Source organism: Nocardioides sp. Z43_10, assembly GCF_059766615.1.
Genome location: NZ_JCBAJY010000007.1, coordinates 1 through 15,606, shown reverse-complemented (window position 1 = coordinate 15,606; position 15,606 = coordinate 1). Strand labels below are relative to the sequence as shown.

The window sequence follows — 15,606 nt, the reverse complement described above, 5'->3', positions numbered from 1 at the left end:
TCCCATGAAACCCGCCGGACCCTTGACAGTCAACACAAACGGGGACTAAAACAACATAAACGCAGATCGTGGGGGACGGTCCAGGGATGGAGGCCGAATGTATGCCGAGGAACGCCAGCAGGCGATGGTCAAGCTGGTCACCCGTCAGGGTCGGGTGTCGGTCAGTGACCTGTCCCGTGAGTTCGACGTCACGACCGAGACCGTGCGCCGTGACCTGTCCGCCCTGGAGCGGCTGAACCTGCTGCGCCGCGTGCACGGGGGCGCCGTGCCGGCCGACACCTTCACGGTGATCGAGGTGGCCCTCAGCGACCGGGACGCGGCCAATCCCGAGGCCAAGGAGCGGATCGCGGCGGCCGCGATCGACCTGCTGCCCGGCGCCGCGTCGACCGTGCTCATCGACGCGGGAAGCACGACCGGACGGTTCGCAGCCCTGATCCCCCGTGAGCGTCCCCTCACCGTCTTCACCCATGCGGTCCCGATCGCCGCCAGGCTGGCCAGCCAACCCAACGTCGAGCTGCACCTGCTGCCCGGCCGGGTCCGCGCGACCACGCAGGCCGCGGTCGGCGCCGAGACCGTCGAGGCGCTCGGCCGGATCAGGGCCGACATCGCGATCCTGGGCACCAACGGCATCTCGGTCTCGCACGGGCTGTCCACTCCCGACGACGCCGAGGCCGCGGCCAAGCGGGCGATGGTCGCCGCCGCGCAGCGGGTCGTGGTGCTGGCCGACTCCGCGAAGATCGGCCAGGAGCGGACCCTGCGCTTCGCGGAGATCTCGGACGTCGACGTCCTGGTCACCGACGGCGCGATCACCACCTTCGACCGGGCCGCCCTCGAGGAAGCCGGCGTCGAGGTGGTGGTCGCATGATCGTCACCCTCACCCCCAACCCGAGCGTGGACCGCACCGTCAACCTCGACGGCCCCCTGGAGCGCGGCGGCGTGCTGCGCGTGGAGTCCGGCCTCTCGCAGTCCGGTGGCAAGGGCGTCAACATCTCCCGTGCGGCGGTGGCCGCGGGTATCCCCTCGATCGCGGTCCTGCCCGCCGACAGGGAAGACCCCTACGTGACCGAGCTGCTCGCCGTGGGTGTCGACTGCCGCCCCGAGGAGCCGACCGGCCCGATACGGGTCAACCTCACGATCACCGAGCCCGACGGCACCACCACCAAGCTCAACACCCGCGGGGCCGTGGCCACGCCCGAGTCGCTGGGCCGGTTGCGCGACGCGCTGCTGCGCCGCGCCGACAGCGCCGACTGGGTGGTCCTGGCCGGCTCGCTGCCGCCCGGGGCGCCGGTGACCTGGTACGCCGAGCTCGTGGCCGCCCTGGCCCACGGCTCCGCCAAGATCGCGGTCGACACCAGCGGGGAGCCCCTCTCCGCCGTGGTGGCCGGCCTGGACCGCGCCGCCCCCGATCTGATGAAGCCGAACGCCGAGGAGCTGGCCTCGCTGACCGGCTTCTCCGCGCAGTCGCTGGAGAGTGACCCGGCCGCGGCCGCCCAGGCAGCGCAGGGTCTCGTCGCGCGCGGGGTGGGGTCCGTGCTCGTCACCCTCGGCGGCGAGGGCGCCGTGCTCGTCCGGGCCGACGGCGTCTGGCAGGCCACTCCCCCACCGACCGTGCTGGCCAGCACGGTCGGGGCCGGCGACGCCAGCCTGTTCGGCTACATGCTCGGCGACATCACCGACAAGTCGCCGGCCGATCGCCTCGCCCTCGCCGTGGCCTACGGCAGCGCGGCGGCGAGCCTGCCGGGGACGGGTGTCCCTGACCCGTCCCTGGTCCACCCCGAGCTGGTGCACGTCCGCTCGCTCGCTCTCCCCTCGATACCTGGAGGCCACCCGTGACCGCCCTCCTCACCGCCGATCTGGTCCGGCTCGACGCCGACCTCGGCACCGACAAGCACGACGTCATCCGTGCCCTGGCCGACGTCGTCCACGACGCCGGACGCGCCACCGACACCGCTCAGCTCGTGACGGACGCGCTGGCCCGCGAGGCCACCTCCGCCACCGGCCTGCCCGGCGGCATCGCCATCCCGCACTGCCGCACCGCGGGAGTCGAGACCCCCACCCTCGCCTTCGCGCGGCTGAGCCCACCGGTCGACTTCGGCGCCAAGGACGGACCCGCCGACATCGCCTTCCTGATCGCCGCGCCCGCGGGCGGGGACACCACCCACATGCAGCTGCTCACCCAGCTGGCCCGGGCCCTGGTGAAGCCCGACTTCACCAGCGCCCTGCGCTCGGCGGCGAGCGCCGAGGAGGTCGTCGCGATCGTGTCCGGGATCTTCCCCGACGCCGCCCCGGCAGCCGGCACGGGCACCCCCGGTGGGGCGCACGCGGCGGACACGCCCGCGCCGGCCACCGGCGCCAGCCCCACAACGCCGGCTCACGCTGCGGGCGACGCCGGGGCCGAGCGGCCCAGCCTGGTCGCGGTCACCTCGTGCCCGACCGGCATCGCCCACACCTACATGGCCGCCGAGGCCCTCGAGGCCGCCGCCCAGCGCGCCGGAGTGGAGATCGCGGTGGAGACCCAGGGCTCGGCCGGCGCCTCGCCGCTGCCCGCCGACGTGATCGCCCGGGCCGGGGCGGCCATCTTCGCCGTGGACGTCGGGGTGCGCGACCGCGGCCGGTTCGCGGGGCTGCCCGTGGTCCGCTCCGGAGTGAAGCGCCCGATCGACGAGGCCGACCAGATGATCGCCGAGGCGCTGCGGGCCGCCGACGACCCCTCGGCGCCGCGCGTCGAGGGCAGCGCCGAGGAGGCCAGCACCGCCGGGGCCGGCGAGTCCTGGGGGGCGCGGATCCGCCGGGTGCTGATGACCGGCGTCTCCTACATGATCCCGTTCGTGGCCGCCGGCGGCCTGCTGATCGCGCTCGGCTTCCTGTTCGGTGGCTACGCGATCAACTTCGCCGGCACCTTCAACGGGGAGGAGGTCAACGTCGCCAAGCACATCGTCACCAACTCCACGATCTTCGACCTGCCCGACCCCTCGGCGTACGACCTCGACCAGTCCGAGCTGGCCCGCGGACCGCTGCTGACCTACATCGGGGCGCTCCTGCTGGTGCTCGGGCAGGCGGCCTTCACCTTCCTCGTCCCCGCCCTGGCCGGCTACATCGCCTACGCGATGGCCGACCGGCCGGGCATCGCGCCGGGCTTCGTGATGGGCTGGATCGCCACCGACACCCTCAACTCCGGATTCCTGGGCGGCCTGGTCGGCGGTGTGCTCGCCGGCTTCGTCGCCTACTGGATCTCCTCGTGGAAGGTCCCGGTCTGGGCGCGCGGCCTGATGCCGGTCCTGGTGATCCCGCTGGGCGCCACGCTGATCTCCGGCGTGATCATGCTGGCGGTCCTCGGCAAGCCGCTCACCGCACTGACCAAGGCGCTCTCCGACGGCCTCAACTCGATGAGCGGCGGCTCCGCGATCATCCTCGGCGTCGTGCTCGGACTGATGATGGCCTTCGACATGGGTGGGCCGTTGAACAAGACGGCCTACGGCTTCGCCACCGCCGGGCTGGGCGCCGCGGCCACCGCCACCGACGCTCCCGAGCTGAAGATCATGGCCTCGGTGATGCTCGCCGGCATGGTCCCGCCGCTGGCCCTGGCGCTGGCCACCGTGCTGCGTCCCAAGCTCTTCACCCCGGCCGAGCGGGAGAACGGCAAGGCGGCCTGGCTGATGGGCGCCTCCTTCATCACCGAGGGCGCCATTCCGTTCGCCGCGGCCGACCCGCTGCGGGTGATCCCGGCGATCATGCTCGGCAGCGGCGTCACCGGTGGACTGTCCCAGGCGTTCGACGTGGCGCTGCGGGCTCCGCACGGCGGTGTGTTCGTGCTCTTCGCCGTCGACAACGTGCTGGGCTACCTGATCTCGCTGGCCGCCGGCGTGCTGGTCGCCGCCCTCGCCGTGATCGTGCTGAAGAGCTTCGGCCGCACCCCGGCCGACGAGTACGCCGACACGAAGGCCGCGACTCCCGTTGCCCTCTGAGCAGCCCAGCCAACCACCCCACCCCCTCGAAGGAGCTCACATGCCCAGCAAGACCGTCATCGTCGGATCCGCCGTCGGCCTGCACGCCCGTCCCGCCTCGCTCATCTCCGAGGCGGCCGGGGAGCTCGGCAGCGACGTGTTCATCTCGATGCCCGGCGGGGACCCCGTGGACGCGAGCTCGGCGCTGATGATCATGACCCTGGGCGCCGGGAACGGGGCCGAGGTCGAGGTCTCCGGCGACGACCAGACGGCGGTCGACAAGATCGCCGCGATGGTCGAGCAGGACCTCGACGCCTGAGCCCCGCCACCGGCTCTCACCACCCACCGCAGCGGGCGGCGCCCTACAGCGTCTGCCCGCTGTGCGCGCGCAGCGCCCGGTAGACCGCCCGCACTCCGACGGCGCGCTCCATCTCGCGCAGCACGCCGGAGAAGAACTGGGCGCGGTAGGTCTCGTCGGTGAGCGCCGAGACCGTGAAGTACAGCCCGGAGAAGGCGGACAGGAAGGTGGCCACCTTCAGCAGCGGGAGCGAGGTGTTCGGCAGGCCCGGGAGGTGCCCGACGTCGCCGGCGGCCTCGTCGGCCCAGACGAGCACCACGTCGTTGGTCATCGCCAGCGAGCCGAACGCCATCAGGAACGCGAACACCGAGAGCACCAGCAGCAGCACCTGCACGGCCTGGACGATCATCAGCACCAGGATCAGGTTCCAGCGCTCGTAGCCGGTCACGGTCGCGTACGACGCGGGGTCGCTGTCGGGATCGGCGACCAGGTCACGCGCGGCGGCCTCCAGCGGGGTGCCGGTGCACGCCGTGAGCAGCAGGCGGTCGTCGACGGAGTCGTCGGTGCGGTCCACCTCCTCGGGCAGCCGACCGAGCAGGAAGCCGGCGCCCATCAGGCAGAAGAGCAGCACGGTCAGCCACAGCACGCCGCCGGTCCAGCTGGCGGCGACCTCCCAGACCTCCGCGTTGATGAACAGGAAGGTCACGAACAGCAGCAGCAGCGGCAGCGCCCGGACCACCATCGGCATCAGCATCCGCAGGCTGGACATGGTGCGGCCCAGCGCCCAGCCCAGCAGCGGTCGCGCCCGCAGCGCGGTGACGCCGTAGAACCCGGCCGCCGCCACCCCGATCGAGAACAGCGTGGCGGGGGCGAAGGCGAGATCCTCCGAGACCCAGGCCAGGGCCCACCCGGCCCCCGCCGCCACCAGGCCGACCAGCAGCACCAGCGGCAGCGTCTTGCGCGGATGCAGGGCCGCACGCGCGGCCTCGCGCTCGGCGGGCACGAAGTAGGGCAGCCCGTTGCGCAGGAACCAGGCCTCGGTCGAGCGCAGGGTGTCGGCCTCGTGGATCCGCGAGGTCACGACCCGAGCAGCTCTCGGGCCCGGGCGACGTCGTCGCCCATCCGCTCGACGAGGGCCTCGACGTCGGCGAAGCGGACCATCCCCCGCAGCCGGGCGACGAAGGAGACCTCGACCTCGACGCCGTACAGCTCCAGGTCGGTACGGTCGAGCACGTAGGACTCCACCCGCCGCTCCCGCTCTCCGTCGAAGGTGGGGTTGGTGCCCACGCTGATCGCCGCCGGCAGCACCTCACCGGTGTCGAGGCGGCGCATCCAGCCGGCGTAGACACCGTCGGCGGGGGCTGCTGCCATCCCGCTGGTCGGCACGTTGGCCGTGGGGTAGCCCAGCCCGCGTCCGCGCTGGTCGCCGCGGATCACGGCTCCGCGCACCGAGAAGTTACGCCCCAGCGCCTCGGCCGCGCCCTCGACGTCACCGGCGGCCAGGCAGTTGCGCACATAGGTCGAGGACCACACCTGCGGTCCGCCGTCCAGGGCGATCCCCTCCGCGACGAAGTCGCTGTCGGCGCCGACCCGCTGGAGCAGCGCCACGTCGCCGGCGGCCCGCTTGCCGTAGCGGAAGTTGGCTCCGACGACCACGGCGCGCGCGTGCAGCGCCTCGACCACGATCCGCTGGATGAACTCCTCGGGCGCCCAGCTGGCGATGTCGCGGTCGAACGGCACGACCAGGGCGTCGTCGACACCGGCTCGGGCGAGCAGGTCGAGCCGAGTGTCGATCGTGGTGAGTGTGGGGGGCGCGTGCTCGGGACGCAGCACCGCGATCGGGTGCGGGTCGAAGGTCACCGCCACCACGCCCTCGACGCCGAGGGCGTCGGCGACCTCGCGCGAGCGGCGTACGACGTGCTGGTGACCGAGGTGGACACCGTCGAAGTTGCCGATGGTGACCACGGTGCGACCGAGATCGGCCGGTACCTGGTCGAGGGAGCGCCACACGCGCATCGGCCCACCGGCCTTCCTGTGCTGCTGGATCATCGCGGGTCAGCCTTTCACAGCGGCTGCGCTGGCGGGCATGGAGTGCGCCTTCAGACGAAGACGGCGACGGCACGTGCCTGCGCGCCGCGCTGCTCGTAGAGGGCCAGGAACTCCCCGGAGGGGTCGAACAGCGCCGTCGGCCGGTCGGGCAGCTCCAGCTCCAGGGCCCGGCCGACGCGCACGTCGGCCGCCTGCTCCTCCCCCAGGTCGTACGACGTGAAGCTGGCGCGCGCGGCCTGGGCGATCGGGATCATCGTGAACTCCTCGGCCAGCTGCTCGAGGCTGCTGGCCACGTCGAGGGAGAACCCGCCGACCGCCGTGCGGCGCAGCGCGGTGAGGTGCCCGCCGACGCCCAGGGCCGAGCCGAGGTCGCGGGCCAGTGCCCGGACGTAGGTGCCGCTGGAGCAGCGCAGCTCGACGTCCACGTCGACGACGCCGTCCCCGCGGCGCGGGACGCCGGCGGTGAGCTCGTGGACCGTCACCGGGCGGGCCTTGAGCTGGACCTGCTCGCCCTCGCGCACCCGCTGGTAGGCACGCTTGCCGTCGACCTTGATCGCCGAGACCGCGGTCGGGACCTGCTCGATGTCGCCGACGAAGCGCTGCAGGGCCTGCGCGATCTCGTCGTCGCCGAGGTGCTCGGCTGCGGACCGCGCGAGGACGTCGCCCTCGGCGTCGTCGGTGACGGTGCTGACCCCGAGCCGGATCGTGGCGGCGTACGCCTTCTCGGTGAGCATCAGGTGGCCCAGCAGCCGCGTGGCGCGGTTGACGCCGAGGACGAGCACCCCGGTGGCCATCGGGTCGAGCGTGCCCGCGTGACCGACCTTGCGGGTGCCCGCCAGGCGGCGCACCCGGGCGACCACGTCGTGGGAGGTGAGGGCGCCGGGCTTGTCGACGACGACGAGGCCCGAGGGCGAAGGGGCGTTCACGCCCCGCGGGTGCCCTCGGCGGCGTCCTCGGGCGAGGGGTCCGGCTCGTCCTCGAGCTGGTCCTCCTCGTGCGGCTTGCGGTAGGGGTCCGCCTCGCCGGCCGGCTGGGCGCCCTCGCGGGCGGCGGCCACGGCCGCGTCCGACTCACGCACCTTGGCCAGCAGGTCCTCGATCTGACGCGCGTTCTCGGGCAGCGCGTCGTGGACGAAGGTGAGCGTGGGCACGGTGCGCATGCCGAGCTGCTTGCCGACCTCGGCGCGCAGGACGCCCTTGGCCGACTCCAGGGCGGCCGCGCTCGCGGTGACGTCGTCCTCGTCGCCGAGCACGGTGTAGTAGACGGTCGCGTGCTGGCTGTCACCTGTCAGCCGGACGTCGGTGATGGTGACGAACCCGAGCCGCGGGTCCTTGATCCGCCGCTCGAGCATCTCCGCGACGATCACCTGGATCCGGTCCGCGATCTTGCGGACACGTGGGCTGGCCATGACTTCTCCCTGGTTCGAACGTGGGGCGGGGCGCGTGGTCACGCCCCCGCCATTATGCGCAGAACGGCCGGGCGCCCCCGAAGGGGGACGCCCGGCCGCGTTGCCTGGATCAGCTGCGCGGGATCTCGCGCATCTCGAAGGACTCCACAACATCCCCGATCTGGATGTTCTGGTAGTTCTTCAGCACCAGACCGCACTCGAAGCCCTCGCGGACCTCCGACGCGTCGTCCTTCTCCCGCTTGAGCGAGGCGAGGTCGAGGTTGTCGGCCACCACGGCGCCGTCGCGGAGCACACGCGCCTTGGCGTTGCGCCGGATCGTGCCCGAGGTGACCATGCAGCCGGCGATGTTGCCGATCTTGCTGGAGCGGAAGATGTTGCGGATCTCGGCCTGGCCGAGCACCGCCTCTTCGTACTCCGGCTTGAGCATGCCCTTGAGCGCCGCCTCGATCTCCTCGATCGCCTGGTAGATGACCGAGTAGTAGCGGATCTCGACACCTTCCTTGTCGGCCATCTGGCTCGCCTTGCCCTGGGGCCGGACGTTGAAGCCGATGATGATGGCGTCGGAGGCGGCGGCGAGGTCGACGTTGGTCTCGGTGATCGCACCGACACCGCGGTCGATGACCCGCAGGCTGACCTCGTCGCCGACGTCGATCTGGGCCAGCGAGTCCTCGAGGGCCTCGACCGAGCCGGACACGTCGCCCTTCAGGATCAGGTTGAGCTCCTGCGTCTCGCCCTTCTCCATGGAGGCCATGAAGTCCTCGAGCGTACGACGCACGCGGCGCTTGGCCTGCATGGCCGCCCGCTCACGCGACTCGCGCTTCTCGGCGATCTGGCGTGCCATCCGGTCGTCGTCGACGACGATGAAGTTCTGGCCCGCACCCGGAACCGCGGTGAGACCCAGGACCATCGCCGGGCGCGACGGGTCGGCCTCGGTGATGTTGTCGCCGTGCTCGTCGAGCATCGCCCGGACCCGGCCGTAGGCAGGACCCGCGACGATGGACTGACCGACGCGCAGCGTGCCGCGCTGGACCAGGATCGTGGCGACCGGGCCGCGACCGCGGTCCAGGTGCGCCTCGATGACCAGACCCTGAGCGTCCTGGTTGGGGTTGGCCCGCAGGTCCAGGGACGCGTCGGCGGTGAGCACGATCGCCTCGAGCAGCTTGTCGAGGTTGAGCTCGGACTTCGCGGAGACGTCGACGAACATCGTGTCGCCGCCGTACTCCTCGGGGACCAGGCCGTACTCGGTGAGCTGGCCACGGACCTTGGTCGGGTCCGCGTCGGGCTTGTCGATCTTGTTGACCGCGACCACGATCGGCACGCCGGCGGCCTTGGCGTGGTTGAGCGCCTCGATCGTCTGCGGCATGACGCCGTCGTCGGCCGCGACCACCAGGACCGCGATGTCGGTGGCCTGCGCACCACGGGCACGCATCGAGGTGAAGGCCTCGTGACCCGGGGTGTCGATGAACGTGATCAGACGCTCGTCGCCGTCGACCTCGGTGGCGACCTGGTAGGCACCGATGTGCTGGGTGATGCCACCGGCCTCCTTCGCCGCCACGTTGGCGCTGCGCAGGGCGTCGAGGAGCTTGGTCTTTCCGTGGTCGACGTGACCCATGACCGTGACGACCGGCGGACGCGCCGACAGGTCGGACTCGTCGCCCTCGTCCTCACCGAACTCGAGGTCGAAGGACTCCAGGAGCTCGCGGTCCTCGTCCTCGGGAGAGATCACCACGACGTCGTAGTTGAGCTCCTCGCCGAGCAGCTCGAACGTCTCGTCGTTGACCGACTCGGTCGCGGTGACCATCTCGCCCAGGCTGAACAGCATCTGGACCAGCGCTGCCGCGTCCACGCCGATCTTCTCGGCGAAGTCGGTCAGCGAGGAGCCGCGGGCCAGACGCACGGTCTCGCCGTTGCCCTTGCGGACGCGCACACCACCGATGGTGGGCGCCTGCATGGCCTCGAACTCCTGACGACGCGCGCGCTTCGACTTGCGACCACGACGCGAGGGGCCACCGGGACGCCCGAAGGCACCCTGCGTGGTACCGCGCTGACCGGGACGACCGCCGCCGGGACGGCCACCGCCGCCGGGGCGACCGGCGAAGCCGCCGGGACCACCGGGGGCACCGCCGGGGCCACCGCGACCGGGCGCGCCGGGACGACCGGCACCACCGCGGGCGGGGGCGCCGGGACGACCCGGACCGCTGGCGCGGCCGCCGGGGCCAGCACCGAAGGCGGCCGGGGACTTCGGCATCATCGCCGGGTTGGGGCGCGGCATGCCGGGACGCCCGGGGGCGCCACCGTCGCGTGCCGACGGCGGACGCGGCGGACGCTGGTCGCCACCGGAGGCGCCGGGAGCGCCTGCGGGAGCACCTGCGCCGGCGCCGGGCGCGCCACCGTCACGCGGAGCGGACGGTCGACGTCCCATGCCCTGGCTGGGCGAGAAGGGGTTGTTGCCCGGGCGCGGCGAGCCGGGACGGCCCACCGGTCGGGGTGCCGGCGACTTGGGCGCGGGCGCCTTCGGCGTCGGGCCACCGGCTCGAGCGGCCGGAGCCGCCGGAGCTGCCGGAGCCTCGGGTGCCGCCTGCGGCTCGGGAGCCGCCTGCGGCTCGGGAGCCGAGGGCGTGCGGGGACCGGGCTTGGGACCGGGGCGCGGCGCACCGGCCGGGGGCTGAGCCGCGCGAGCGGCGGGCGCCTCCGGTGCGGGGGCTGCGGCCGGAGCCTGGGCAGCAGGCGCGGGGGCCGGCGCTGCCGGAGCCTGGGGCGCTGCCGGGACCTCGACGGCTGCCGGGACCTCGACGGCTGCCGGTGCCGCGGCCCGCTTGGGGCCGGGACGCGGGCCGGGAGTACCCGGCGCCTTGGGGGCGCTCGTGCTGGGTGCTGTGGGGGCGGCCTGGTCGGCTGCCTGTGCCGGCGCAGCAGTCTTCAACTGCTCGCCGAACTGCTTCTTGAAACGCATCTCGACCGGGGGCTCGACCGTCGACGATGCCGACTTGACGAACTCCCCCATCTCCTTGAGCTTCTCGAGAACGAACTTGCTCTCGACGCCGAACTCTTTTGCGAGTTCGTGGACTCGGGTCTTAGCCACGCTGCTCCTTCTGGCCCGAGCCCCGTCTCAAGGGGTGCTGCGGACCGTTAGTGGTTGTGCATGCTCATCGGGAAGTACTCATCGAGTGCTCATGAGCTGCTGCTCCAGTTCCTGTAGGTCACACGTCGGTCATGTCAGCGACTCTGCGAGTCAACGCATGGTCTTCGTCACGCTGGCTTATCAACACGCGGAGCGAGTCGAGGTAGGCCCTCACCGGCTCGGCACTGAGCGCTCCCTGGACCCGAAGGGCCCGAGGGAATGCCTTGCGCCGCACCGCGAGGTCGAAGCACTCGGCGCGGGGATGCAGATGCGCCCCTCGGCCGCGTGCAGTGGCCCCGGGATCGGGCACCAGGGCTGGTGAGCCCCAGGCGTCCGAGCCAGCGACCACTCGCAACAACTCGCTCTTCGTGGCCCGCTCCCGACACCCGACGCACGTCCTGACCGGTCCCCCGCCACCAGCGGGCGAGGAGCCAGCGGGCGTACGGCGGTGATCGGGGCGTGCGGGAGGGGTGAGTTCGCGTGCCACTGGCAACAACACTACTCCTTCAGGCGTCGTTCACCGAACCGGGCGGCCCGATGTGGCCGCAGCGCACTCAGCGCGGCGCCGGCGCCTCGTCGGAGCGGATGTCGATGCGCCAGCCAGTCAGCCGCGCCGCCAGGCGGGCGTTCTGGCCCTCCTTGCCGATCGCCAGCGACAGCTGGAAGTCCGGCACCACGACGCGCGCGGAGCGGGCCGCCAGGTCCACGATCTCGACCGAGCGCACCTGGGCGGGCGACAGCGCGTGGGCCACCATCTGGGCGGGGTCCTGCGACCAGTCGACGATGTCGATCTTCTCGCCGTGCAGCTCGGCCATCACGTTGCGGACCCGCTGGCCCATCGGGCCGATGCAGGCACCCTTGGCGTTCACGCCGGGGATCGTGGAGCGCACCGCGATCTTGGTGCGGTGTCCCGCCTCACGAGCGATGGCGGTGATCTCGACGGTGCCGTCGGCGATCTCGGGCACCTCGAGGGCGAACAGCTTCTTGACCAGGTTGGGGTGCGAGCGCGAGAGCGTGACCTGGGGGCCGCGCATCCCCTTGCGCACCGAGACCACCAGGCACTTGATCCGGCTGCCGTGCTCGTACTTCTCGCCGGGGACCCGCTCGCCGACGGGCAGCAGCGCCTCGAGCCGGCCCAGGTCGACCAGCACGTCGTCGGGGTTGCGGCCCTGCTGGATCACGCCGGACATCACGTCGCCCTCGCGTCCGGAGAACTCGCCGAACTTGAGCTCGTCCTCGGCGTCGCGCAGGCGCTGGAGCATGATCTGCTTGGCCGTCGTCGCCGCGATCCGGCCGAAGCCGGCCGGGGTGTCCTCGAACTCGCCGATCTCGTTGCCGTCGTCGTCGACCTCGGTGGCCATCACCGTGACGTGGCCCGACTTGCGGTCGAGCTCGACCCGCGCCCGGGCTCGGGCTCCCGGGGACTTGTGGTAGGCCGTGAGGAGGGCCTGCTCGATCGCCTCGACGAGCACGTCGAAGGAGATCTCCTTCTCGCGCTCGAGCATGCGCAGGATGCTCAGGTCGATGTCCATCAGGCGTCGTCGTCCTTTCGGGCCTTGCGGTTGAACTCGACCTGGACGAGGGCCTTGGCGATGTCGCGGTAGGCGATCTCGTGGCTCTCCCCGTCGATGTCGAGGGTGACGGAGGTCTCGTCGCTGGTGGTGATGCGACCGGTGAGCTCACCTTCCTCGAGGAGGGTGACCTTGACCAGCCGGTCGGCGTTGCGGCGCCAGTGGCGCGGCAGGGTGAGGGGGCGGTCGACGCCGCGCGAGGTGACCTCGAGCGTGTAGGGCATCTCCCCCATCACGTCGGATTCGTCCAGCACCTCGGAGATGGCACGGGTCGCGTCCGCGACGTCGTCGAGGGTCACGCCCCCATCGGTGTCCACGGCGACGCGCAGCACGCGGCGCTTGCCGGCGGGCGTGATCTCGACGGCCTCGACATCGAGACCCAGCGCACTGAGGGGTCCGGAGAGCTCGGACTCGATGCGGTCCCGGGTGGCGTCCTGACGGGCGGTACTCACGGGGATAGCTACCTCCTTGTGCTGTTGTAGAGCCTCCACCTTAGCCGTTGCGAAGGCCTTCCCGACCATCGCCGTTTGCGCGTCCCGGCGGCGTCGTCGGCGCCGTCCCGGCGCGCGGCGATAGGGTCGTCGGCGTGTCCAGCACCGACCCTGCCCGCCCGGCGCACGACCTGGTCCCGTGGGGACGGCGCGAGACGACCCGCCGGGCGGCGCTGCGCGGCGGCGTACTCGCGGTCGGCGTCACGGCACTCACGGCCTGCGACACGCCGGGTGCCAGCCCCGACCCCTCCGGCTCACCGTCCCCCGACAACTCCCCCTCCGACGAGGCCGTCCTCGACGAGAGCTTGGCCGCCCAGGCGCTCGAGCGCATCGACGCCGCCCTCGCCCTCGTCGTGGCGGTTGCCGCGCGCCACCGCTCAGCCGCGGGCCTGCTCGACCCCCTGGCCCAGGCCCAGCAGGCCCACCGCGACCTGCTCAGCGAGGCGGTCCCCGACCCCGCGCCGCCTGCCAGCGCCACCAGCCCGGCCGACCCCGCCCGGGCCTGGGCCGGCCTACGGCGCCGCGAGCAGGCGCTGCAGAGCGACCTCGGCTCGCTCGCCGAGCAGGCCGACAGCGGCACCTTCGCCCGGCTGCTCGCGGTGATGGCGGCATCGGTGGCCCAGCACCTGGCGGCTCTTCCCGTCGCGCTGCCGGTGACGCCGGGATCGGCGGAGACCTCGTGAGCACGCCGGAGGCCCTGCAGCGCACGCTGGCCGCGGAGCACGCCGCCGCGTGGCTCTACGCGGTGCTGGGCGCACGGACGTCGGCCTCGGCGGAGGCGGAGCTGAACGCGGAGCTGACGCGGGGCTACGCCCTGCACCGCTCCCGGCGCGACGAGCTCTCCCGGGCGCTGCGCGACCTGGGCCAGGAGCCGGTCGCGGCCGCCTCGGCCTACGAGATCCCCGCCCCGCTGCGCACCTCCCAGCAGCGCCGCGAGGCGGCCATCGAGATCGAGGACGGCTGCGCCGCGACGTACGCCGCACTGGTCGCGAACAGCGTCGGCGCGCAGCGGGCCTGGGCCGTCTCGGCGCTGGTGGACGCCGCCGTGCGCCGGGTCCGCCTGGGCGGGGCGCCCCAGGACTTCCCCGGCGAGTGAGCTCGCCCGGCCGGTGACTGCGCTCCGCGGAACGGGGTATCGGGTCCCGGCACAGACCCGCACAGTGACAGGAGACGTTCCATGAAAGCCGTCAGCAGTCTGCTCAGCGCCCTGATCGTGGTCTGGCTGGTGATCGGCGCCCTGGCCGCCTACCAGCGGGACTACTTCTCCGACGATCGCAAGGTGAACTGCAAGACCACCAGTGACACCGTCCTCACCATCGTGGCCGGGCCGCTGAACTACCTCGGGGTGAACCCCAAGGTCGACTGCACCGTCCCCGAGCCCTCGAAGTAGTCCGGGCGCCGGCGGAGCTGGACTCGGATCGCCGAGGGGCGAGCGCGAGGGGGCGTCCTCAGAATCAACTCGAATGAGTTCTCCACAGTCCGCGTGTCGTGGCGGTTTCTGGGGGCAGGACTGTCGGTGGCGCCTGCTTGAGTGGATCCATGACCCGGACCGCGACTCCTGACACCGCCCGTGCGGTGCTGGACGCCGCGCGAGTACGGCGCACCACCGCGGACCGCGCGGAGGCCGAGCAGCTGCAGCTGGCGGTGGACTGGGCCGCGATGCACTCGGTGGAGTCCCTTGAAGCGGCCGCGGTCATCCACGGGCCGTACGGCGACCACGGGATCCCCGTCGCCGGACCCGGGGCGCCCCTGGTGGCGGAGTTCGCGGTCACCGAGTTCGCCCTCGCCATCGGAATGTCCACCGACGCCGGGCGGCGGTATGTCGGGCAGGCCCTGGAGCTGCGCCACTGCCTCCCCAAGGTCTGGGCGCAGGTCGTCAGCGGTGATCTCGTGGCGTGGAAAGCCCGGCGCATCGCGGACGCCACGATGAGCCTGGTGCCAGCGGGTGCGGGGTTCGTGGACACCCACGTCGCCGCAGTCGCACACAAGATCGGTCTCGCCGCCCTGGACCGGCTCATCGAAGAGGCGCGGGTCCGGTTCCAGCCCGAGGAGGCCGAGGCTCGGCGCCGCGCGGCTGCGGATGGGCGGTGTTTCGACATCGACACCGACCAGGTCTCCTACGACGGCACCATGACCGTGCGCGGTGAGCTCGACCTCGCCGACGCTCTCGACCTCGACGCGGCCGTCGCGGCCGGTGCGGCGCAGCAGCAGGCGCTGGGGTCGGTGGACCCGCTCGGGGTGCGGCGGGCGAAGGCCGCCGGGGAGCTCGCCCGACGCCAGCTCGCCCTCGACCTGGGCGCCGGCGAGGGGCCGGGCGCAGGTCAGTGCGGTGGATCCGAGGCACCAGGTGCTCCCGATCAACCGCACAACCCGCATGACGCGGGTACTGCCGCCCACCGGTCGCGTGCAGCGGCCCGACGACCGCGGCAGGTCGTGCTCTACGTCCACCTCTCCCACGACGCGCTACGCGCCCGAGGCCTCGACGACGCTGGCGCCCACCCCGACTGCAGCACCGACACCGACGCCGCCAGCGCCGTACACCTGGCGCGCGTGGAGAACACCGCCTCCTTCGTCTCGCTCGACCAGGTCCGCGACTGGTGCGCCACCCCCGACACCCAGATCACCATCAAGCCGGTCATCGACCTCCAGGACCACGTCCACGTCAACGCCTACGAGACCCCCGACCGCCTCGTCGAACGCCTGACCCTCATCGACCACACCTGC

The 15,606-nt window shown here is 72.5% G+C and carries 16 protein-coding genes; 8 read left to right on the top strand and 8 right to left on the bottom strand.

What is annotated here, in order from left to right; translation table 11 throughout:
• Positions 1-97 precede the first annotated feature (97 nt).
• From AC6EI4_RS13550 to AC6EI4_RS13535, 4 genes are read left to right on the top strand one after another with little or no spacing between them, the layout of a single operon-like run.
• The gene (locus AC6EI4_RS13550) at positions 98-865 is read left to right on the top strand and encodes a DeoR/GlpR family DNA-binding transcription regulator (protein ID WP_498451772.1); all 768 of its coding nucleotides are present in this window, start codon (positions 98-100) and stop codon (positions 863-865) included.
• The gene (locus AC6EI4_RS13545; RefSeq protein ID WP_498451771.1) at positions 862-1,833 is read left to right on the top strand and encodes a 1-phosphofructokinase family hexose kinase; all 972 of its coding nucleotides are present in this window, start codon (positions 862-864) and stop codon (positions 1,831-1,833) included. Before AC6EI4_RS13550 ends, AC6EI4_RS13545 begins: the two co-directional genes overlap by 4 nt.
• Positions 1,830-3,965, top strand: coding sequence for a PTS fructose transporter subunit IIABC (locus tag AC6EI4_RS13540; RefSeq protein WP_498451770.1), 2,136 nt, complete (start codon positions 1,830-1,832; stop codon positions 3,963-3,965). Before AC6EI4_RS13545 ends, AC6EI4_RS13540 begins: the two co-directional genes overlap by 4 nt.
• Positions 3,966-4,005: 40 nt before the next feature.
• The gene (locus AC6EI4_RS13535; protein WP_498421936.1) at positions 4,006-4,263 is read left to right on the top strand and encodes an HPr family phosphocarrier protein; all 258 of its coding nucleotides are present in this window, start codon (positions 4,006-4,008) and stop codon (positions 4,261-4,263) included.
• Between the two features lie 43 nt (positions 4,264-4,306).
• On the opposite strand, the gene AC6EI4_RS13530 is transcribed toward AC6EI4_RS13535, so the two are convergent.
• The 8 genes from AC6EI4_RS13530 to rimP form a co-directional block, all read right to left on the bottom strand.
• On the bottom strand, positions 4,307-5,323 hold the full coding sequence (locus tag AC6EI4_RS13530; protein ID WP_498451769.1) for a hypothetical protein: 1,017 nt from the start codon (positions 5,321-5,323) through the stop codon (positions 4,307-4,309).
• A complete protein-coding gene (locus AC6EI4_RS13525; protein WP_498422266.1) occupies positions 5,320-6,258 on the bottom strand; it encodes a bifunctional riboflavin kinase/FAD synthetase in 939 nt (312 codons plus the stop codon). Before AC6EI4_RS13525 ends, AC6EI4_RS13530 begins: the two co-directional genes overlap by 4 nt.
• A gap of 83 nt (positions 6,259-6,341) precedes the next feature.
• The gene (gene truB, locus AC6EI4_RS13520; protein WP_498421940.1) at positions 6,342-7,217 is read right to left on the bottom strand and encodes a tRNA pseudouridine(55) synthase TruB; all 876 of its coding nucleotides are present in this window, start codon (positions 7,215-7,217) and stop codon (positions 6,342-6,344) included.
• Positions 7,214-7,699, bottom strand: a complete 486-nt coding sequence (gene rbfA, locus AC6EI4_RS13515; RefSeq protein WP_498421941.1) for a 30S ribosome-binding factor RbfA — start codon at positions 7,697-7,699, stop codon at positions 7,214-7,216. The genes truB and rbfA overlap by 4 nt, the downstream gene beginning before the upstream one ends.
• A 109-nt stretch (positions 7,700-7,808) precedes the next feature.
• Positions 7,809-10,781: a translation initiation factor IF-2 gene (gene infB, locus AC6EI4_RS13510; RefSeq protein WP_498451768.1), complete on the bottom strand. Its 2,973-nt coding sequence runs from the start codon at positions 10,779-10,781 to the stop codon at positions 7,809-7,811.
• Positions 10,782-10,899: 118 nt separating this feature from the next.
• Positions 10,900-11,307, bottom strand: a complete 408-nt coding sequence (locus AC6EI4_RS13505; RefSeq protein WP_498451767.1) for a YlxR family protein — start codon at positions 11,305-11,307, stop codon at positions 10,900-10,902.
• A gap of 67 nt (positions 11,308-11,374) precedes the next feature.
• On the bottom strand, positions 11,375-12,352 hold the full coding sequence (gene nusA / locus AC6EI4_RS13500; protein ID WP_498421947.1) for a transcription termination factor NusA: 978 nt from the start codon (positions 12,350-12,352) through the stop codon (positions 11,375-11,377).
• A complete protein-coding gene (rimP, locus tag AC6EI4_RS13495) occupies positions 12,352-12,843 on the bottom strand; it encodes a ribosome maturation factor RimP (protein ID WP_498421949.1) in 492 nt (163 codons plus the stop codon). The genes nusA and rimP overlap by 1 nt, the downstream gene beginning before the upstream one ends.
• Before the next feature lie 134 nt (positions 12,844-12,977).
• On the opposite strand from rimP, the gene AC6EI4_RS13490 reads away from it, so the two are divergent.
• From AC6EI4_RS13490 to AC6EI4_RS13475, 4 genes are all read left to right on the top strand, one after another.
• Positions 12,978-13,565 (top strand): hypothetical protein, encoded by a 588-nt coding sequence (locus AC6EI4_RS13490; RefSeq protein WP_498451766.1) that lies wholly within the window; start codon positions 12,978-12,980, stop codon positions 13,563-13,565.
• Positions 13,562-13,978: a DUF4439 domain-containing protein gene (locus AC6EI4_RS13485; protein WP_498421953.1), complete on the top strand. Its 417-nt coding sequence runs from the start codon at positions 13,562-13,564 to the stop codon at positions 13,976-13,978. The genes AC6EI4_RS13490 and AC6EI4_RS13485 overlap by 4 nt, the downstream gene beginning before the upstream one ends.
• Positions 13,979-14,059: 81 nt before the next feature.
• Entirely contained in the window at positions 14,060-14,272 is a 213-nt protein-coding gene (locus tag AC6EI4_RS13480; RefSeq protein ID WP_498421955.1) for a hypothetical protein, read from the top strand.
• Positions 14,273-14,421: 149 nt separating this feature from the next.
• Positions 14,422-15,606 (top strand): hypothetical protein (locus AC6EI4_RS13475; protein WP_498451765.1); only part of this gene is annotated, 1,185 nt, incomplete at its 3' end.